Below are 17,918 nucleotides of genomic sequence, written 5' to 3'. Positions count from 1 at the left end.
GTAGTGGAAATCACGGTTGAGATTTTGTTGGCCTTATTTTTGGTTGCGACTGCCGCAGGCTTTATTGATGCGATGGCTGGTGGGGGGGGGCTCATTACGCTCCCTGCGCTTTTGGCTGCGGGGTTGAGTCCGACTCAAGCTCTAGCAACCAATAAGTTACAAAGTTCGTTTGGCAGTTTCTCTGCTAGCTGGTATTTCGTGCGTAACGGTATTGTCAGCTTAAAGGAAATGCGTTTTGCGATACTCTGCACTTTTATAGGCGCTGCAATCGGTGCCGAGGCTGTGCAGTTTATTGATGCTAGCGTACTCACCAGTTTGATCCCTGTTCTTTTGATAGCCATTTCCCTCTATTTTTTACTCGCGCCAAGTACGCGAAAAATCGATGGAGAACCAAAGTTATCTGAAGCGATGTTTGCGCTATGCATTGGTGGCGGAATCGGTTTCTATGATGGCTTTTTTGGCCCTGGGACTGGATCTATTTTTACTGTTTGTTTTGTTGCACTAGGTCACTTTTCTTTGGTCGAAGCCACTGCTAGAACCAAAATTCTCAATTTCACGTCAAACATTGCGGCACTACTCTTTTTTATCTTCGCTGGGTTGCCCGTGTGGAAGCTTGGCTTAACCATGGCTGTTGGCGGTTTTCTTGGTGCTCAGTTAGGAGCGAAGGTCGTGGTAAGTAAAGGACAAAAATGGATTCGTCCTCTAGTTATAGTGATGTCGATGCTTATGGCAACGAAACTTCTTTGGCAACAACATCAGCAATGGATTCTGTCAGTGCTTTAACTCGTTCGCTACGATATGTGCTGTGACGTAAGCAGATATGTATTGGTCGAACTAACTGATCTAGCTCTTCAAAGTCATAGCAGAACTTAGATGTGATATTAAGTGTCGTTAGGATAGATTTAGGGATTAAAGCGGGAGCCATACCTCCCAAAGCCAGTTGTGCTGCCGCAGTATACGAATCCATTTCCATCAAAGGTTCGATTCCGTGTTTGGATAAAATAGCTTGTTGATATGTGTTGGCAGGGTTAGTTAGGTCATTGGTCAAAATAGCTTTAGGTAGTTGTGAAAGTGAATGTCGACTGACAATTGAGAAAGGTTCATCGGCGAGGTGAAGGCTCATTAATCCATGATGAGGTGGTAGATAGCCAGCGCAAAATCCCAATGTTGCTTTGCCTGATTTCACATTCTCAATAATGCGTGGCGTATGATTGGTCGATATTCGTATGTACTGATCATGGGCAAAGTGTTCTGCCATGATCATGCTGAGGTATCCCGCCACTAAGGTTTCAGAGCAGTCCATTTTGATTAAAGAAGTATCTTCTATTTGTTGTTGATCGTGGATTTTTCCTCTTAACTCATTGAACGTGGGTTCTATTGTGTTTATGAGGGCAAGGCCATCGGAGGTCAGCTTTATGTGCCGACCATTTGGCTCTATCAATTTTTTTCCTAACTTCTTCTCTAGATTTGAAATACGTTTACTCACGGCAGATTGACTAATATAGAGTTGACTGCCTGTGCGGCTCATGGTTTTTTCTTTACTGAGGACAAGTAACGTTTCAATACCTTCAAGCAACATAATGATTAATGAAAGTTAGGAATGGTTGAGATAATTTAGCGAATTGCCCAAGAATTGGCGAATCAAATGAGCATAAATGAGAGGAGCCGACACTTGGTCGACTCCATAATGAGTGATGTTGTTGGTGTTTAACGGTTAATGGCAAAAGTTGGCAGGGATAGATGCCAACGAATCGCACCGAGACGTATAATGAGCGTTGAGATTACACCAGCGAGTAAAGCCGTTGAGTGGTCATAACCCATGTTTACCGCCATCGTATGGAAGATGCCGCCAATAATACATGCCGTAGCATAGACTTCACTTCTTAATACCATAGGAACTTCGCGAGCCAGCACGTCTCGTATAATGCCACCGCCACAGCCAGTAATAACCCCCATTATCACCGCGACCATCCCAGATGCATTGTAGGCGAGTGCCTTTTCTACTCCTATTCCCACAAATACAGCGAGACCGATGGCATCACAAACGGGTAATACCCACCATGAGAGTCGCTTGGGTCTTCGAATAACAAGCATGGTTAGTAGACACGTAACAAATATCACCCATAAGTAAGTCGTATCTGTTATCCAAAATACGGGAGTGGCACCAAGCGCCATGTCTCGGATTGTTCCGCCACCTATAGCAGTCACACTGCCGAGCACGATAACGCCGAATGGATCCATTTTTAAACGGCCCGCCAGTAATACGCCAGAGATAGCGAAAACAGCGGTACCGAACAAATCGATCATATAAAGCAGCATGGAGTCCATGTTACTTAGTACCTTTAAATAGTGTGAGAAAAAATGGGCGGAAATTGTACGGTATTTGCCACGAAATCGTTAGCGTTTTTGACGAACGCTTTTAAAGTGCTCACACACTTCCTTGATCGCGTTCAATGTGCGTGGTGTCGGACGGTTAATCCAATCAGAATTTAGGGACCAGATGTGTTTGTTTTTAAGAGCAAGAAGCTCATTACTCCACTCAGCCCACATACCATCGTTACTCATTGCGTGACGAGAAGTAAAAATAACCTCTGGCTGGCGAGTAATGACTTGCTCGATGCTAACTTGAGGATAAGGCGCGCTGGATGCGGCGAAAATGTTCTCACCACCGCAAAAAGTAAAGACTTCACTTGGCCAGTTCTTTCCAGCGACAGTGATGATAGGCTTTTCACTCAACTGATAAAAGTAACTAACTTTCTCGTTCGTGTTGTACTGTTCTTTTAGTGTACTCAGCTGCGTTCTAAAATCTTCAGCGGCCTTTTTTCCTACTTGTGGAGTTTCGCTGTATTGGCTGAGTTGCTCAATATTATTGGCGATATCTTCTAATGAACCTGTAGTGGAGTAATAGATAGGAATACCGAACTGTTTAATTTTCTCCAACTCTTTAGCGGGGTTTCCGGCTGGCCAAGCAATCACTAAGTCCGGCTGAAGAGCAATAATGCGCTCTAATTTAATTCCTTGATAATTTGAGACTCTTTCTAGCTGCTTTGCCTGTTCTGGATAATCGCTCATTTCGCTGACAGCAACAAGCTGCTCTCCTAGCCCTGCTGCAAAGGCAATTTCGGTGGCATGTGGAGCTAAACTTATAATGCGTTGAGCGGGTTGAGCGAAGGTCGCTGTCGAAACAAACAGCGTTAATGCGAAGCATAATTTATTCATCATAATCATTGATAAATTATTCCTAAAAGCAAACTTTGGATTGCGATCCAAGCCAGGACGCGCCAAACGAGCAGCGTATGTATTTGTGAAAGGTGAATAGCCGATGGCGCAATGCGCCCACCGATTTTTGCGCGCTCTGCACGCACACCTTGATAGATAGCAGGGCCGCATAAAGACAGTTGTAGTTTGTGTCCGATAGTACATAACACCCAGCTAGGTCCTGGTAAGGGCCAAGACTTCGCTTGCTGTTGTATTCCAGAGAGCACATTACTTGTATTCTTTCCGGCAGCTAAAAGTATGGCAAAGAGACGAAGTGGAATAATATCCAGAGTAGCAACCAGTTGAATCACAGGTTTACCAAAGGGCAAATATTGGCGTCGGCTAGGGGACCACACTCGCGCTAATTCTGTTGTGAGTCGATACATTAACGCACCAATACCACCTGTTAGTGCGTACCAAAATAGCACGCCGATCACGTTGCGGCTGTATCCCATAATCAGGGTTTCTGAGCCAGCTTTACCTATGCCAACGATCGAGAGGCTACCAGTGTCGCGATTAAGATATGGTCTCAGTAATGCTCGACACTGAGCTTTGTCTTCCGAAGAGATACTTGTGAAGAGCTGTTTCGTTAACGTTTCGCTGTTACGCCAGTCTAGCGCAATGATCAATAGAACCAGTTCATATAAAGGGATTTGCCAAACAAATGGCTTTACTGCAACCAGTAATATCAAGCAAGGAAACAGCATCAAGCCTAATGCAAGACTGCCTGAGATTACACTCTGTGAGTAATTGTGATTATTGTTCACTTTGTTGGCTAGCTGTTCTGCTAGCTTTCGCCATAAAGTGATGGGGTGCGCTGAATGGGGGATTGGCACTAGAAGGTGCAAGATCAGTGCGCCCCACATTATAAGGAGCGCACCGTTGGCATAAAATGACTGAAAAACTTCTTCCATGAATGAGTCGTTTACTTAATGAGTTCCAGCATTTTGAATACCATTTCGGAAGAGCTTTTTGCTGCTAGAGGTAGGAACTCATCAAAGCTCATTGGTGATTCTTTATCAGCGACATCAGAGATTGCACGCACAACAACAAACGGAGTGTTGAATTGATGACAAGTTTGAGCGATAGCAGATGCTTCCATTTCTACAGCGATAACAGACGGAAAGTGTTTACGAATAAACTCTTGACGCTCAGCAGTACAAACAAACGCATCGCCAGTACAAATTAGGCCGCGAACCGCATGAGTGTTTTCCATTTGTGCTAGGGCTTTTTCGGCTAAGTCCATTAGCTTGTCATCCGCTTTGAATGCAGCTGGTTGACCGGCCATTTGGCCAATTTCATAACCAAAAGCGGTTACGTCTGCATCGTGATGACGAACTTCTGTAGAGATAACTACATCGCCAAGGTTTAAGCTTGAATCGAAACCGCCAGCAGAGCCTGTGTTAATCACAACGTCTGGTTGGTATTCATCAAGAAGGATTGTCGTGCCCACTGCCGCTGCAACTTTACCGATGCCCGATTGTAGTACGACGACTTCAACATCGTTAATTTGACCAGAGAAAAACGTACAACCTGCTTTATTTACAGTTTTGCAGTTTGTAATTGCTTGCTTCAGGATGGTCACTTCTTGTTCCATCGCACCGATGATACCAACTTTCATAACACTCTCTTTAAGTAAATATTTTAGTTGGCCGAGAGTATAGCACTCCCCGTTGGCAGTTTTCTATTTGATGAGCTTCGCTTGAGTGAGCTTTTCTCGTAATTGATCGGCGCGCTTTCTGTTTACGCCAAAGTCAGAGTAGCCCACACGAGATTCCGAGCGCACAATCAGTTGGTCTCCTGCTATTTTTAGTTCGAGGTCATCCACGAAGCGCATGATTTTAGATGTGCACTCGATACGAAGGTAGTTGCTTTCTTTCACCGCGGTTTTCGCGCCTGGCAGTTCAAGCGCAACTTGCTCAATAGCGTCGATGTTCGCTGAATCAACTAAGATAAATGGCGTTAGGTTGTATTTTTCTCGCGTGTCTTGGGTGGAGACGCAGTTTGGTTTGTCACCACAAGGTGATTGAGAACGATCCGTCATGGTTGTGACTCCTTGGCTACAAGCGGTTAAGCCGAGCAAAGTAATGGAAAGGAGAGCGGCTTTTTTCATTGTATTTACTCTTATAATTTTGTTTCTAATTATATGGATACAAAAGAAAAAGGATCCAATAACAGGACCCTTTTTGTGAGGTTAGCTGAGATTAAACTTCGAGGTAATCGAGAATGCCTTCTGCCGCTTTTCGTCCTTCATCAATAGCGGTTACAACAAGATCAGAACCTCGTACCGCATCGCCACCCGCGAAGATCTTTTCGTTGCTGGTCTGGAATTGGAACTCTTGCTTAGCAGGGGCTTTGATACGACCCCATTGATCCAAATCGACATCAAACGGTGCTAACCAGTCCATTTTGTGCGGCTGGAAACCAAACGCCATGATAACAACGTCTGCTGGTAGAACGTGCTCGCTGCCTTCAACGGGCTCTGGACGTCGGCGACCTGCTTCATCAGGTTCACCAAGTGCGGTTTTCACCACTTTGACCCCCGATACTTTGCCTGACGCATCCACTTCCACTCCCAAAGGCTGAAGGTTGAACATGAACTTCACGCCTTCTTCCTTTGCGTTTTTTACCTCGCGACGAGAGCCTGGCATGTTGGCCTCATCACGACGATAAGCACAAACTACGTTGGAGGCACCTTGGCGAATTGAGGTACGAACGCAGTCCATTGCTGTATCACCACCACCCAGTACGACGACTTTCTTTCCTGCCATATCGATAAAGGGTTGGTTACTCTCAAGATCCATGACTTTGTAGGTGTTCGAAACTAAAAATGGCAGCGCGTCATACACACCCGGCGCATCTTCATTATCTAGACCTGCACGCATGTATTTATAGGTGCCAACGCCCAAGAAAACAGCATCGTATTCATCAAGCAGCTCTTGCATTTGGACATCTTTGCCTACTTCCATGTTCATGCGGAACTCGACGCCCATTTCAGTGAACACACGGCGGCGGTTTTCCATCACGCCTTTTTCAAGCTTGAAGGAAGGAATACCGAAGGTCAGAAGGCCTCCAATTTCAGGGTAGCGGTCAAACACGACTGGCTTAACGCCATTGCGCACTAGGATATCCGCTGCAGCCAAGCCAGCTGGGCCAGCTCCAATGATTGCAACCTTTTTATCGGTCCACTCCACCTTGGACATATCTGGCTTCCAGCCCATTTCAAACGCTTTGTCGGTAATGTACTTTTCTATGTTACCGATGGTGACGGCACCAAAGTCATCATTAAGCGTGCATGAACCTTCACATAGGCGGTCTTGAGGACAAACGCGCCCACATACTTCCGGTAGGCTATTGGTTTGATGCGATAGTTCAACCGCTTCAAGAATACGACCTTCATTGGCAAGTTTTAACCATTGAGGGATGTAGTTGTGGACTGGGCATTTCCATTCACAATATGGGTTGCCACAATCTAAGCAGCGATCCGCTTGTGCAGTCGCCTGTTGTTTAGTGAACGGTTCATAGATTTCAACGAACTCGATCTTACGAACTTTTATAGGCTTTTTCGCAGGATCTACACGCTGCACATCGATAAATTGATAAACGTTCTGGCTCATGATTCAAACATCCTCCATGATTACTGTGCTTGAACACGCAGCTCTGCGGCACTGCGGCTCTGGTGACCAAGTAGCGTGCGAAGATCTGCCGCTTGTGGTTTCACCAAATAAAACTTTGGAATCCATTCATCAAAGTTCGCCAAAATATTTTCAGCATGACTCGACCCTGTTTCTTCAAGGTGTTCCGCAATTAGGCCACGCAAATGTTCTTGGTGGATGTAAAGATCGGACAATGAGATGGCTTCGACAGACTCAGTATTAACTCGACCTTCAAAGCTTTGGTTCTCATCCAGAACATAGGCAAAGCCTCCAGTCATACCCGCGCCAAAGTTCACACCTGTCGCACCAAGAATGGCAACAATACCGCCAGTCATGTACTCACAAGCGTTATCGCCAGCACCTTCAATGACGGCTATCGTACCTGAGTTTCGTACGCCGAAACGCTCACCTGCTTTACCGGCTGCAAATAGTTTACCGCCGGTCGCGCCGTACAGACAGGTGTTACCAATGATGGTTGCTTCATTACACTTAAATGCAGTGCCAAGGTGAGGTTTGATAACCACTTTACCACCCGCCATGCCTTTGCCCACGTAGTCGTTCGCATCGCCCGTGAGGTAAAGCTCTACACCACCTGCGTTCCAAACACCAAAGGACTGACCTGCGGTGCCGTCAAGATAGATTTTGATAGGGGAAGCCGCCAACCCTTGGTTGCCATAGCGTTTTGCTATTTCGCCAGATAAGCGTGCACCAACAGAACGATCAGTGTTGATGACATTGTAGAAGAAACTTGCCGATTGACTGTTTTCGACCGCATGCATGGCATCATCAACGATCTTTTGGTTGAGCTCAGCTTTATCAAACGGTTTGTTTGGCTCTGTCCAAAATAGCGGATGGCCCTCAGGTGATACTGGAGCTTCTAGAATATTGGATAGATCCAGCTTGGTCTGTTTCGCTGTAAATCCCTCTACTGCCTCAAGTAAATCGGTACGACCAATCAAGTCCGTCAGCTTTTCAACGCCAAGTTCGGCGAGTAATCCGCGCACTTCGTCTGCCAGGCCGATGAAGTAATTCATCACCATCTCTGGTAGACCTTTGAAGTATTCTTTACGCAGTGTCTCGTCTTGAGTCGCAACCCCAGTTGCACAGTTGTTGAGGTGACAAATTCGTAGGAACTTACAACCCATAGCGACCATTGGCGCAGTACCAAAACCGAAGCTTTCTGCACCTAAAATTGCGGCTTTAACTACGTCTAAACCAGTCTTTAGACCACCGTCTACCTGTAGGCGGATCTTATGACGCAGACCATTAGCAACCAGAGCTTGTTGTGTCTCTGCCAACCCCAACTCCCAAGGGCTACCAGCGTATTTTACCGAAGTTAATGGGCTTGCTGCGGTACCACCGTCGTAACCCGAAATGGTAATAAGATCAGCGTAAGCCTTGGCTACACCCGTTGCGATGGTGCCGACACCTGGCTCGGAGACGAGTTTTACCGAAACCAGCGCATTCGGGTTGACTTGTTTAAGGTCGAAGATCAGCTGGGCCAAATCTTCAATCGAATAGATATCGTGATGCGGAGGAGGGGAGATCAGAGTCACGCCTTGTACCGAATAACGCAGTTTTGCGATTTCTGCGGTGACTTTGTGTCCTGGTAGCTGTCCACCTTCACCCGGTTTCGCACCTTGTGCCACCTTGATTTGCAGTACATCCGCATTAGTCAGGTAATGCGGCGTTACACCAAATCGTCCAGAAGCAATCTGTTTGATACGTGAGTTACGCTCAGTACCGAGACGGCGAGGATCTTCACCGCCTTCACCCGAGTTAGAGTAACCACCAAGACGGTTCATCGCCGTTGCAAGTGCTTCATGCGCTTCTGGGCTAAGTGCGCCAATGGACATTGCCGCTGAGTCAAAGCGTTTGAACAGTTCAGTGCGTGGTTCTATTTGCTCAAGTGGCAGCGGTGAGTCTGATTTTTTCAGCGACATTAAGTCACGCAGCATGGCAACAGGGCGTTGGTTTACCTGCTTAGCAAAGCTCTGATAGTCGTTACTTTCGCCAGATTTAACGGCCTGTTGCAGCGTGCCGACAACATCCGGGTTGTAAGCATGATACTCACCTCCATGGACGTACTTTAACAAGCCGCCATGATCAATCGATTTGCGTTTCGCCCATGCTTTACGAGATAAGTTTGTAAGATCTTGCTGGAAGTCGTCAAAATTCGCGCCTTCAATTCGAGTTGTGACGCCTTTAAAACACAGATCGACCACATTTTGGCTCAAGCCAACTGCTTCAAACAGTTGTGAGCAGCGGTAAGAGGCGATGGTTGAGATCCCCATTTTCGACATGATCTTGTACAGGCCTTTGTTGATGCCGTATTGGTAGTTTTGCATCACATCGCGGTAGTCTTTCTCTAGTGCTTTATCATCAATCAGTTTACCTAACGCTTCATAAGCAAGGTATGGGTAAACCGCAGTGGCACCAAAACCAAGTAAGACGGCAAATTGGTGTGGATCACGGGCTGTTGCGGTTTCGACAACAATGTTGGCATCGCAACGTAAGTTCGCGTCAATCAGACGAGTTTGAACGGCGCCGACTGCCATTGCTGCAGGAATTGGCAGCTTGCCTTTGACTAAAGCGCGATCTGAAAGCACGACTAGAACCGTGCCTTCACGCACCACTTGTTCTGCTTGCTCACACAGATCATCAATGGCTTGTTTGAGATCTTTCTGTTGTGGATCGTAGTTGATATCGAGAATGGTATTACGGTAATGATCGTCACTCAGCTCTAGTAGTTGCTGCATGTCTGAATAGAGCAGTACTGGAGAATCAAAGGTTACACGATGCGCGTGGCCATCGGTTTCACAGAAGACGTTCATCTCCTGGCCGATGCTGGTCGCCAGCGACATGACGTGTTTCTCACGCAGTGGATCGATTGGTGGGTTGGTGACCTGCGCGAACTTCTGACGGAAGTAATCAGTCACCAAGCGCTCTTTCGAAGAAAGAACCGCCATCGGGGTGTCATCACCCATCGAACCGACGGCTTCTTGCCCCATATCACCGAGGACACGCAATACTTGATCGACTTCTTCATTGCTCATAGCAAACTGCTTTTGATAAGTCTTAAGCAAGTCTTCATCAAAGCTGCGCTCACCTACTTGATCTTCAGGCAGCTGAGAGAACGGTGTTAGTTTGCGAACGTTGTTCTCCATCCATTCGCGATAAGGGTGACGACATTTCAGGTCATTATCGATCTCGCTAGATTGCCAAAGCTTACCTTTACGAGTGTCGATGACGAGCAATTCCCCCGGACCTACACGACCTTTTTTGGCAACTTCATCTGGGGCGTAATTCCAAATCCCTACCTCAGACGCCAGAGTGATCAACTTGTCTTTGGTAATTACATAACGCGCAGGACGTAGACCGTTTCGGTCTAGGTTACAAGCAGCATAACGACCATCGGACAGTACGATACCTGCTGGGCCATCCCATGGTTCCATGTGTTTGGAGTTGAAATCGTAAAACGCACGCAAATCCGGATCCATGTCAGGGTGGTTTTGCCATGCTGGCGGCACAAGCATACGCATGGCACGGAAGATATCCATGCCGCCAGCTAAAAAGAGATCTAGCATATTATCTAGGCTAGACGAGTCTGAGCCTGTCTCGTTCACAAACGGTGCTGCAGTTTGTAGGTCAGGCAGCAGTGGTGACGAGAACTTGTAAGCACGAGCGCGTGCCCATTGTCGGTTACCTTCGATGGTATTGATCTCACCATTATGAGCAAGGTAGCGGAACGGTTGAGCTAATGGCCAACGCGGTTGAGTGTTGGTAGAAAAACGCTGGTGGAACAGACAGATAGCAGATTCCATACGTAGATCGGCAAGATCAAGATAAAAGCGCGGTAAGTCCGCAGGCATGCATAGGCCTTTGTACACCAAAACTTGAGTCGACAAGCTACAGATGTAGAAATCCGGATCTTCGGTGATTTGTTTCTCGATGCGACGGCGTGCGATGTAGAGACGACGTTCAATGTCACGCTCGCGCCAACCTGCCGGTGCAGAGATAAAGACTTGCTGAATATTTGGAAGCGAGTTGGCCGCAATTGGACCGAGTACTTCTGAATTAGTTGGTACTTCACGCCAACCAGCCACAGTTAGCGTCTCTTGCGCCAGTTCTTTGTTGACGATGTCTTTAGCGAGTTGAGCTTTGACTGGATCTTGGTTGAAGAAAATCATCCCTACGGCGTATTGCTTGCCAAGGTTGAAACCATTTTCTTCGGCAATAAGACGTAAATAGGAATCGGGCTTTTGTAATAGAAGACCACAACCATCACCAGTTTTACCATCGGCGGCGATACCACCACGGTGAGTCATGCGGTCAAGTGCAGAAATTGCTGTACGTACCAGCTTGTGGCTTTGTTCGCCTTCCATATGCGCGATCAAGCCAAATCCACAGTTGTCTTTCTCAAGACTTGGATCATAAAGAGCCATTGCAATTCTCCCTTTGCTTATCCGTCATCCCGACAGATATATCAACACTGCTTACGTTGATATCGATGACTAACTATGCGTCATCTTTATAGCTTTATGTATAATTATTCAGTAAAAGTTGTGAAATATTTAACATTTTTTGAGTGTTTTATTTTCATCAACTTCACAAGCTATAGCTTATTGTAAAAAAGGTCAAGTTATTAGTGGATCATCACGTGAATATGCGATTTACCATTTAATAAGCTAAAATAGTTTAATAATTTCAAATAGATAGAAAATTGATTGTTACAAAAAAGTAACATTTGATTCTGTGGGAGATAAAAAAGACCAGCATAAAATGCTGGTCAAAATAGAAAGATTGGAAGGAATTGTTTTCTTTCTTCACCGATAGCCATCGATATTGCTGATGGCTATTAGGCAATTGAAAGAGAGAAGCATGACTGCTTCGTTAAGCAGAAAGCATCAGTGAATCTGCTTTTGCTTCTAGGTTTGTGCCACCCATTAAGTAATCATCGATAGCACGGGCACATTCACGGCCTTCGTTGATACAACGAACCACCAAAGATTGGCCTGTTCGCATATCACCAGCAGCAAATACACCTTCTTGGTTTGTAGCAAAACCTTGAGTTGCTACGTTACCACGATCATCTAGCGCGATATCCAGTTGAGCAAGTACGCCTGTTGGTTCAGGGTGTAGGAATCCCATCGCTAGAAATGCCATATCACATGGAATCACACGCTCGCTGCCTTCTACTTCTTTGAAGCTTGGGCGCTCGCCTGGTTTTGCATCTTGCCAAACGATATCAGCAAGACGAAGGCCTGTGACTTCACCTTTGTCATTTCCGATGAACTCTTTGGTCAGGATGTTCCAGTGACGATCGACACCTTCTTCATGAGAGGTCGAAGTACGTAGGATCATTGGGTATTGAGGCCAAGGCATATTGGCTGGGCGCTTCTCTGGTGGAATCGGCATGATTTCCACTTGAGTTACGCTTGCTGCGCCGTGACGGTTTGACGTACCTACACAGTCTGAACCGGTATCACCACCACCGATGACAACCACATGTTTACCTTTTGCGTGAATCTCTTCCGTTTTCAGGTCCATGTTATTTGCACGGCGGTTGTTTTGACCTAGGAATTCCATTGCGAAGTGAACGCCTTTGAGCTCACGACCCGGAACTGGCAAATCACGTGGAACTGTTGAGCCTCCCGTCAGTAGAACCACATCGAATTCTTGACGCAGTTGCTGAGCATTTACATCAACACCGACGTGTTGGTTTACTTTAAACTCAATGCCAGCTTCTGCCATTAGATTGATCTTGCGATCAATGACTTCCATGCTCAGTTTAAAGTCTGGGATACCAAAACGTAGCAGACCGCCCACTTTCTCGTCTCGCTCGAATACTGTCACGGTATGGCCTGCGCTGTTTAGCTGCTCAGCAGCCGCAAGACCAGCAGGTCCAGAACCGATGATCGCCACCGTTTTACCAGTGCGAGAACGTGGTGTTTTTGGTTTGGCGTACCCTTCACGATACGCCGTTTCTACGATAGTTTTTTCGATATTACAGATAGTGATTGGGTCTTGGTTGATACCAAGAACACAAGCACTTTCACATGGAGCAGGGCAAACACGACCAGTGAACTCTGGGAAGTTATTGGTTGAGCTTAGAATGTTCCAAGCTTCTTCCCAGCTATCACGATAAACCGCATCGTTAAACTCTGGGATGATGTTACCGATAGGGCAGCCGTTATGACAAAACGGCACACCACAATCCATACAACGAGAAGCCTGAGTATTGATCTTGTCACCAAACTCCTCGTTCAGAACGAACTCTTTGTTGTTCTTGATGCGTTCAGCTGGGTCGATCTTCTGTGGTAGTTCACGACCATGCTCTAAAAATCCAGTAGGCTTACCCATTATACGGCCTCCACTTGAGTTTCGTTTCCTTGAGACTGTGCTTCAGCTTTACGCTTTTGAAGAACCGCTTTGTAGTCACGCGGCATTACCTTAACCATAGAGGCTAGGCTTGCTTCAAAGTTGTCTAGGAAAGACTGAGCGACTTCACTTCCTGTGAATTGAACATGCTTAGTTAGCATGTCGAGTAATAGATCTCTGTCTTCTTGCTCGATTGGATCTAGGTCTACTAACTCTGGGTTCAGTTTTGACTCAAAGTCACCTGATTTATCCCATACGTAAGCCACGCCACCACTCATACCTGCGGCAAAGTTACGACCTGTTGACCCAAGGATGATGGCTGCACCGCCAGTCATGTATTCACAACCGTGGTCACCGACGCCTTCTACTACTACTTTCGCGCCTGAGTTACGAACACAGAAACGTTCACCAGCCATACCACGAATGAAAGACTCACCCGAAGTTGCACCGTAGAAGCACACGTTACCAACCACGATGTTGTCTTCCGCGACAATGCTTGATTTCGCATCTGGATAAAGTACTAAAGTACCGCCGGATAAGCCTTTACCCCAGTAGTCGTTCGCGTCGCCTTCCACTTCGAACTTCACGCCCTTAGCTAGGAATGCGCCGAATGACTGACCTGCAGAACCTTTGAACTTCACGTTCATTGGCTGAGGTAGACCTGCATCTTTGTACACTTTCGAGATTTCGTTCGACAACATGGTACCTGCAGAGCGGTCCGTGTTGACGATAGGGAACTCGGCATTCACCGCTTCGCCTTTCTCTAGTGCAGGAATCGCTGCTTGAATCAGCTTACGGTCTAGCACTTCTTCTAGGTTGTGGTTCTGTTGAGCTTGGTTGAATACACCATCAGCTTCACGTGGTTGCTCAACGTGGAGAACAGGAGACAGATCTAGGTTCTTGTATTTCCAGTGAGAAATGTCTTGGCGGATCTTCAGTTTCTGACCTTGACCGACCATTTCATCGATAGTGCGGAAGCCAAGTTCAGCCATGATTTCACGTAGACCTTGTGCCATGTATTGGAAGAAGGTTACGACGTCTTCTACGCGGCCATCAAAGCGCTCGCGAAGCGTCTTGTTCTGAGTCGCGATACCAACAGGACAAGTGTTCTTGTGACACTTACGCATCATGATACAACCTTCAACCACTAATGCTGCGGTTGCTACGCCCCATTCTTCTGCACCAAGTAGTGTTGCCACTGCAAGGTCGCGAGGTGTCTTCATCTGACCATCCGCTTGAACCACGATACGGTTACGTAGACCGTTCTTCAGTAGCGTTTGGTGCGTTTCTGCCAAGCCAAGTTCCCAAGGAAGACCTGTATGGCGGATTGAAGACATTGGTGATGCACCTGTACCGCCGTCGAAACCTGCGATTAGTACAACGTCCGCTTTCGCTTTCGCTACACCAGAAGCGATCGTACCTACGCCTGCTTCTGATACCAGCTTCACGTTTACACGGCCTGCGCGGTTCGCGTTCTTCAAGTCGTAGATAAGCTGAGCCAAATCTTCGATTGAGTAGATATCGTGGTGTGGTGGTGGAGAGATAAGGCCAACGCCCGGAGTCGAGTGACGCGTTGCACCGATCCAGTCATCTACTTTATCGCCTGGTAGCTGACCACCTTCACCTGGCTTCGCACCTTGAGCCATTTTGATTTGCAGCTCTTCAGCGTTAGTTAGGTAGTAAGAGGTTACGCCGAAACGACCTGAAGCCACCTGCTTGATTGCAGAGCGTTCCCAATCGCCGTTCTCTTTGCGCTCGAAACGCATTGGGTCTTCACCACCTTCACCAGAGTTCGATTTCGCGCCAAGACGGTTCATCGCAACAGCTAGTGTGGAGTGTGCTTCGTAAGAAATAGAACCGAATGACATAGCGCCCGTCGCGAAGCGTTTCACGATGCTTTCAATTGGTTCGACTTCGTCGATAGAGATAGAACCGGCTGGGTTCTTAATGAACTCAAGTTGGCTACGCAGGGTTACCGCGTTGTCACCTTGCTTATCTACAGCAGTCGCGTATAGCTTGAACTGATCGTAGTTCTTGTTGCGCGTAGACTCTTGCAGTAGAGAAATGGTTTCTGGGTTGAATAGGTGCTTCTCACCACGCTGTTTCCATTGGTAAACACCACCAACATCCAGCATTTGAATTGGGATTTCGCGTTGTGGGTAACCGATGCGGTGACGGATAAGTACTTCTTTGGCGATATCATCAAGGGTTAGACCTTGGATACGAGAAACCGTCCCTGTGAAGTATTTGTCGACCACGGATTTGTGGATACCCAATGCTTCGAAGATTTGCGCACCATGGTACGACTGTAGCGTAGAGATGCCCATCTTCGAGAAGATCTTCAGAAGACCGCCATTGATCGCTTTACGGTAGTTGTTGAACAGATCGCGAGGGTTCGCTTCTGGATCCAACTTCTTCGTACGTTGAAGTTCAATGATGGTTTCAATCACTAGGTAAGGGTTAACCGCATTCGCACCGTAACCAAGTAGCGTTGCAAAGTGGTGCGTTTCACGCGCGTCACCAGTTTCAACCACGATGTCACACTTCGCACGCAGACCTTTACGGATCAAATGGTGGTGTACTGCACCAACCGCCAGCATTGCTGGGATCGCCGCGTGGTTTGAGTTCACTGCACGGTCAGTTAGTAGGATGATTGAGTAACCATCGATAACCGCGTCTTCTGCGTATTGGCAGATACGTTTTAGTGCTCGCTCAAGCTTGCCTTGATCTTCATTGGCTTGGAACACGATATCCAGCGTCTTCGCTTGCAGGTGCTCGTTATCGATCGCACGCAGTTTTTCAAGCTCTGAGTTCGCCAGAACAGGTGATTCTAATTCGACTTTCTGACAGTGAAGTGGTGTTTCAGTCAGAAGGTTTTGGTCTTTACCCAAGTAAGTGTTCAGCGACATAACCATACGCTCACGGATCGGGTCGATCGGTGGGTTAGTTACCTGTGCAAACAGCTGCTTGAAGTAGTTTGAAAGATGTTGAGATTGATGAGATAGAACCGCAAGAGGCCAGTCGGCACCCATTGCTGATAATGGCTCTTTTGCGTCATTCGCCATTGGAACGATGATTTCGTTCACTTCTTCAGTGCTCACACCGAAAGCTTGCTGACGATGCAGCAAACGCTCAGGAGAAGGTTGGCTGAACTGGTTGCTCGCATCTGGCAGCTTCTTCAAGCTCAGTAGGTTTTCTTCTACCCACTTCTCGTAAGGCTGCGCCGTTGCGATGGTGTCTTTCACTTCTTCATCAGAGATGATGCGACCTTGCTCTAGGTCTGCAACAAAGATACGACCTGGTTGTAGACGACCACGGAACTCAACGTTCTCTGGTTCAATATCCACAACACCAGATTCAGATGCCATCACTAGGAAGTTATCTTTGGTCACTGTGTAGCGAGAAGGGCGCAAACCGTTACGGTCTAGTGTCGCACCAACTTGAACACCATCAGTAAAACATACTGAAGCAGGACCATCCCATGGTTCCATGATGTTCGCGTGGTACTGATAGAACGCGCGACGTTTAGGATCCATGTTTTTGTTTTCTTGCCATGCTTCCGGGATCATCATCATCAATGCGTGTGGCAGGCTGCGACCAGAAAGAACTAGGAGCTCAAGTGCCATATCGAAGTTAGATGAATCCGAGCTGCCTTCCTGACAGATTGGAAGAAGCATGTCGATTTCAGCCTGAGTAAACAGGTCTGATTCTAGGATTGCTTCACGGGCTTTCATCCAGTTCAAGTTACCGCGAACTGTATTGATTTCACCGTTGTGGGCAATGTAACGGAAAGGCTGTGCAAGACGCCATTTCGGGAAGGTATTGGTAGAGAAACGAGAGTGTACCAGTGCCAGTGCAGTCACCATGGTCGGGTTTTGCAGATCGAGGAAGTACTGAGGTACTTGCTCAGTCGTTAACTGACCTTTGTACACTAATGTCTTGTAAGACATGGAGTTAATGTAGAAGTCGTCACCAATGTTCGAAACGCTTTCTAGGCAAACGCGTACGGTGTAATTACGAAGTACGTACAGTTTGCGTTCTAGCTCTTCAGGCGTGATGCCAGGGCCGCCGGAGATAAACACGTGCTCAAATTGAGGCTCTGTGCTTAGAGGGTCGGCACCAATCATGGAGTTGTCGGTTGGTAATACGCGGTAGCCGATAACTTCAAGGTCTAGACGCTGTGCGTTGCGTTCTAGAATGTCACGGCATTGTTCGCGTTTGTATTCGTCTTTCGGGAAAAGAACGACACCAACACCATACTTTTCAAACGAAGGCAGTTTAATGCCTAGCTTAACGGCTTCTTCTAATAGGAATTCATGAGGTTTTTGTAGCAAGATACCCGCACCGTCACCGCTGCATGGGTCACAACCTTGACCACCACGGTGTTCCATGCGAGCTAGCATATCCAATGCTTGAGTCACTACTTCATGAGATTTACGGTTTTTAAGGTGAGCAACAAAACCGATACCACAAGCGTCATGCTCCAGTTCCGGAGTGTACAGACCCTGTGGATTTTGCTCTCTATCTACCATAGATACATCCTTCCAGTTCAATGTCGACGCAAAAGTACCGGGCAGCAAATACTACCTAGACTACTGATTACGTCTTGTCCTTTATATTTAT

General features: G+C 47.0%; 11 protein-coding genes. 1 reads left to right on the top strand and 10 read right to left on the bottom strand.

From position 1 onward, the window contains the following. Positions 1–3: 3 nt before the first annotated feature. Entirely contained in the window at positions 4–783 is a 780-nt protein-coding gene (locus tag R8O70_RS03065) for a TSUP family transporter (RefSeq protein ID WP_005381847.1), read from the top strand. Here the strand turns inward: R8O70_RS03065 and R8O70_RS03060 are convergent. From R8O70_RS03060 to gltB (R8O70_RS03015), 10 genes are all read right to left on the bottom strand, one after another. After that, positions 725–1,579, bottom strand: coding sequence for a LysR family transcriptional regulator (locus R8O70_RS03060; RefSeq protein WP_064353625.1), 855 nt, complete (start codon positions 1,577–1,579; stop codon positions 725–727). The two genes, R8O70_RS03065 and R8O70_RS03060, sit on opposite strands and share 59 nt — an antisense overlap. Positions 1,580–1,707: 128 nt before the next feature. Beyond that, positions 1,708–2,328 carry a TRIC cation channel family protein gene (locus R8O70_RS03055; RefSeq protein ID WP_005387377.1) on the bottom strand — a complete coding sequence of 207 codons (621 nt, stop codon included), beginning with the start codon at positions 2,326–2,328 and terminating at the stop codon, positions 1,708–1,710. 69 nt (positions 2,329–2,397) lie between these two features. Next, positions 2,398–3,219 carry a vitamin B12 ABC transporter substrate-binding protein BtuF gene (btuF, locus tag R8O70_RS03050; protein ID WP_017633625.1) on the bottom strand — a complete coding sequence of 274 codons (822 nt, stop codon included), beginning with the start codon at positions 3,217–3,219 and terminating at the stop codon, positions 2,398–2,400. A gap of 5 nt (positions 3,220–3,224) precedes the next feature. Then, the gene (locus R8O70_RS03045; RefSeq protein ID WP_258625242.1) at positions 3,225–4,172 is read right to left on the bottom strand and encodes a cobalamin biosynthesis family protein; all 948 of its coding nucleotides are present in this window, start codon (positions 4,170–4,172) and stop codon (positions 3,225–3,227) included. An 11-nt stretch (positions 4,173–4,183) separates the two neighbouring features. After that, the gene (mtnN, locus tag R8O70_RS03040) at positions 4,184–4,879 is read right to left on the bottom strand and encodes a 5'-methylthioadenosine/S-adenosylhomocysteine nucleosidase (RefSeq protein WP_005381837.1); all 696 of its coding nucleotides are present in this window, start codon (positions 4,877–4,879) and stop codon (positions 4,184–4,186) included. A gap of 63 nt (positions 4,880–4,942) precedes the next feature. Further along, positions 4,943–5,371, bottom strand: a complete 429-nt coding sequence (locus R8O70_RS03035; RefSeq protein WP_025768418.1) for a DUF1499 domain-containing protein — start codon at positions 5,369–5,371, stop codon at positions 4,943–4,945. A gap of 91 nt (positions 5,372–5,462) precedes the next feature. Further along, positions 5,463–6,875 carry an FAD-dependent oxidoreductase gene (locus R8O70_RS03030; protein ID WP_005381833.1) on the bottom strand — a complete coding sequence of 471 codons (1,413 nt, stop codon included), beginning with the start codon at positions 6,873–6,875 and terminating at the stop codon, positions 5,463–5,465. A 20-nt stretch (positions 6,876–6,895) separates the two neighbouring features. Next, positions 6,896–11,359 carry a glutamate synthase large subunit gene (gltB, locus tag R8O70_RS03025; RefSeq protein WP_318184049.1) on the bottom strand — a complete coding sequence of 1,488 codons (4,464 nt, stop codon included), beginning with the start codon at positions 11,357–11,359 and terminating at the stop codon, positions 6,896–6,898. A gap of 448 nt (positions 11,360–11,807) precedes the next feature. After that, a complete protein-coding gene (locus R8O70_RS03020) occupies positions 11,808–13,277 on the bottom strand; it encodes a glutamate synthase subunit beta (RefSeq protein ID WP_064376566.1) in 1,470 nt (489 codons plus the stop codon). After that, the gene (gene gltB / locus R8O70_RS03015) at positions 13,277–17,827 is read right to left on the bottom strand and encodes a glutamate synthase large subunit (protein ID WP_258625236.1); all 4,551 of its coding nucleotides are present in this window, start codon (positions 17,825–17,827) and stop codon (positions 13,277–13,279) included. The genes R8O70_RS03020 and gltB (R8O70_RS03015) overlap by 1 nt, the downstream gene beginning before the upstream one ends. Between the last annotated feature and the right edge of the window lie 91 nt (positions 17,828–17,918).

This window comes from Vibrio sp. 779(2023), assembly GCF_033344285.1.
Lineage (GTDB): Bacteria > Pseudomonadota > Gammaproteobacteria > Enterobacterales > Vibrionaceae > Vibrio > Vibrio alginolyticus.
Note: the sequence above shows the minus strand (reverse complement) of the source record. Positions and strands in the feature narration are given on the sequence as shown.

Excerpts from the sequence above, each read along its gene's own strand:
- btuF (WP_017633625.1), bottom strand. The coding sequence starts at position 3,219 with ATGAATAAATTATGCTTCGCATTAACGCTGTTTGTTTCGACAGCGACC.
- gltB (WP_318184049.1), bottom strand. The coding sequence starts at position 11,359 with ATGGCTCTTTATGATCCAAGTCTTGAGAAAGACAACTGTGGATTTGGC.
- gltB (WP_258625236.1), bottom strand. The coding sequence starts at position 17,827 with ATGGTAGATAGAGAGCAAAATCCACAGGGTCTGTACACTCCGGAACTG.
- R8O70_RS03045 (WP_258625242.1), bottom strand. The coding sequence starts at position 4,172 with ATGGAAGAAGTTTTTCAGTCATTTTATGCCAACGGTGCGCTCCTTATA.
- R8O70_RS03035 (WP_025768418.1), bottom strand. The coding sequence starts at position 5,371 with ATGAAAAAAGCCGCTCTCCTTTCCATTACTTTGCTCGGCTTAACCGCT.
- R8O70_RS03030 (WP_005381833.1), bottom strand. The coding sequence starts at position 6,875 with ATGAGCCAGAACGTTTATCAATTTATCGATGTGCAGCGTGTAGATCCT.
- R8O70_RS03060 (WP_064353625.1), bottom strand. The coding sequence starts at position 1,579 with ATGTTGCTTGAAGGTATTGAAACGTTACTTGTCCTCAGTAAAGAAAAA.
- R8O70_RS03055 (WP_005387377.1), bottom strand. The coding sequence starts at position 2,328 with ATGGACTCCATGCTGCTTTATATGATCGATTTGTTCGGTACCGCTGTT.
- R8O70_RS03020 (WP_064376566.1), bottom strand. The coding sequence starts at position 13,277 with ATGGGTAAGCCTACTGGATTTTTAGAGCATGGTCGTGAACTACCACAG.
- mtnN (WP_005381837.1), bottom strand. The coding sequence starts at position 4,879 with ATGAAAGTTGGTATCATCGGTGCGATGGAACAAGAAGTGACCATCCTG.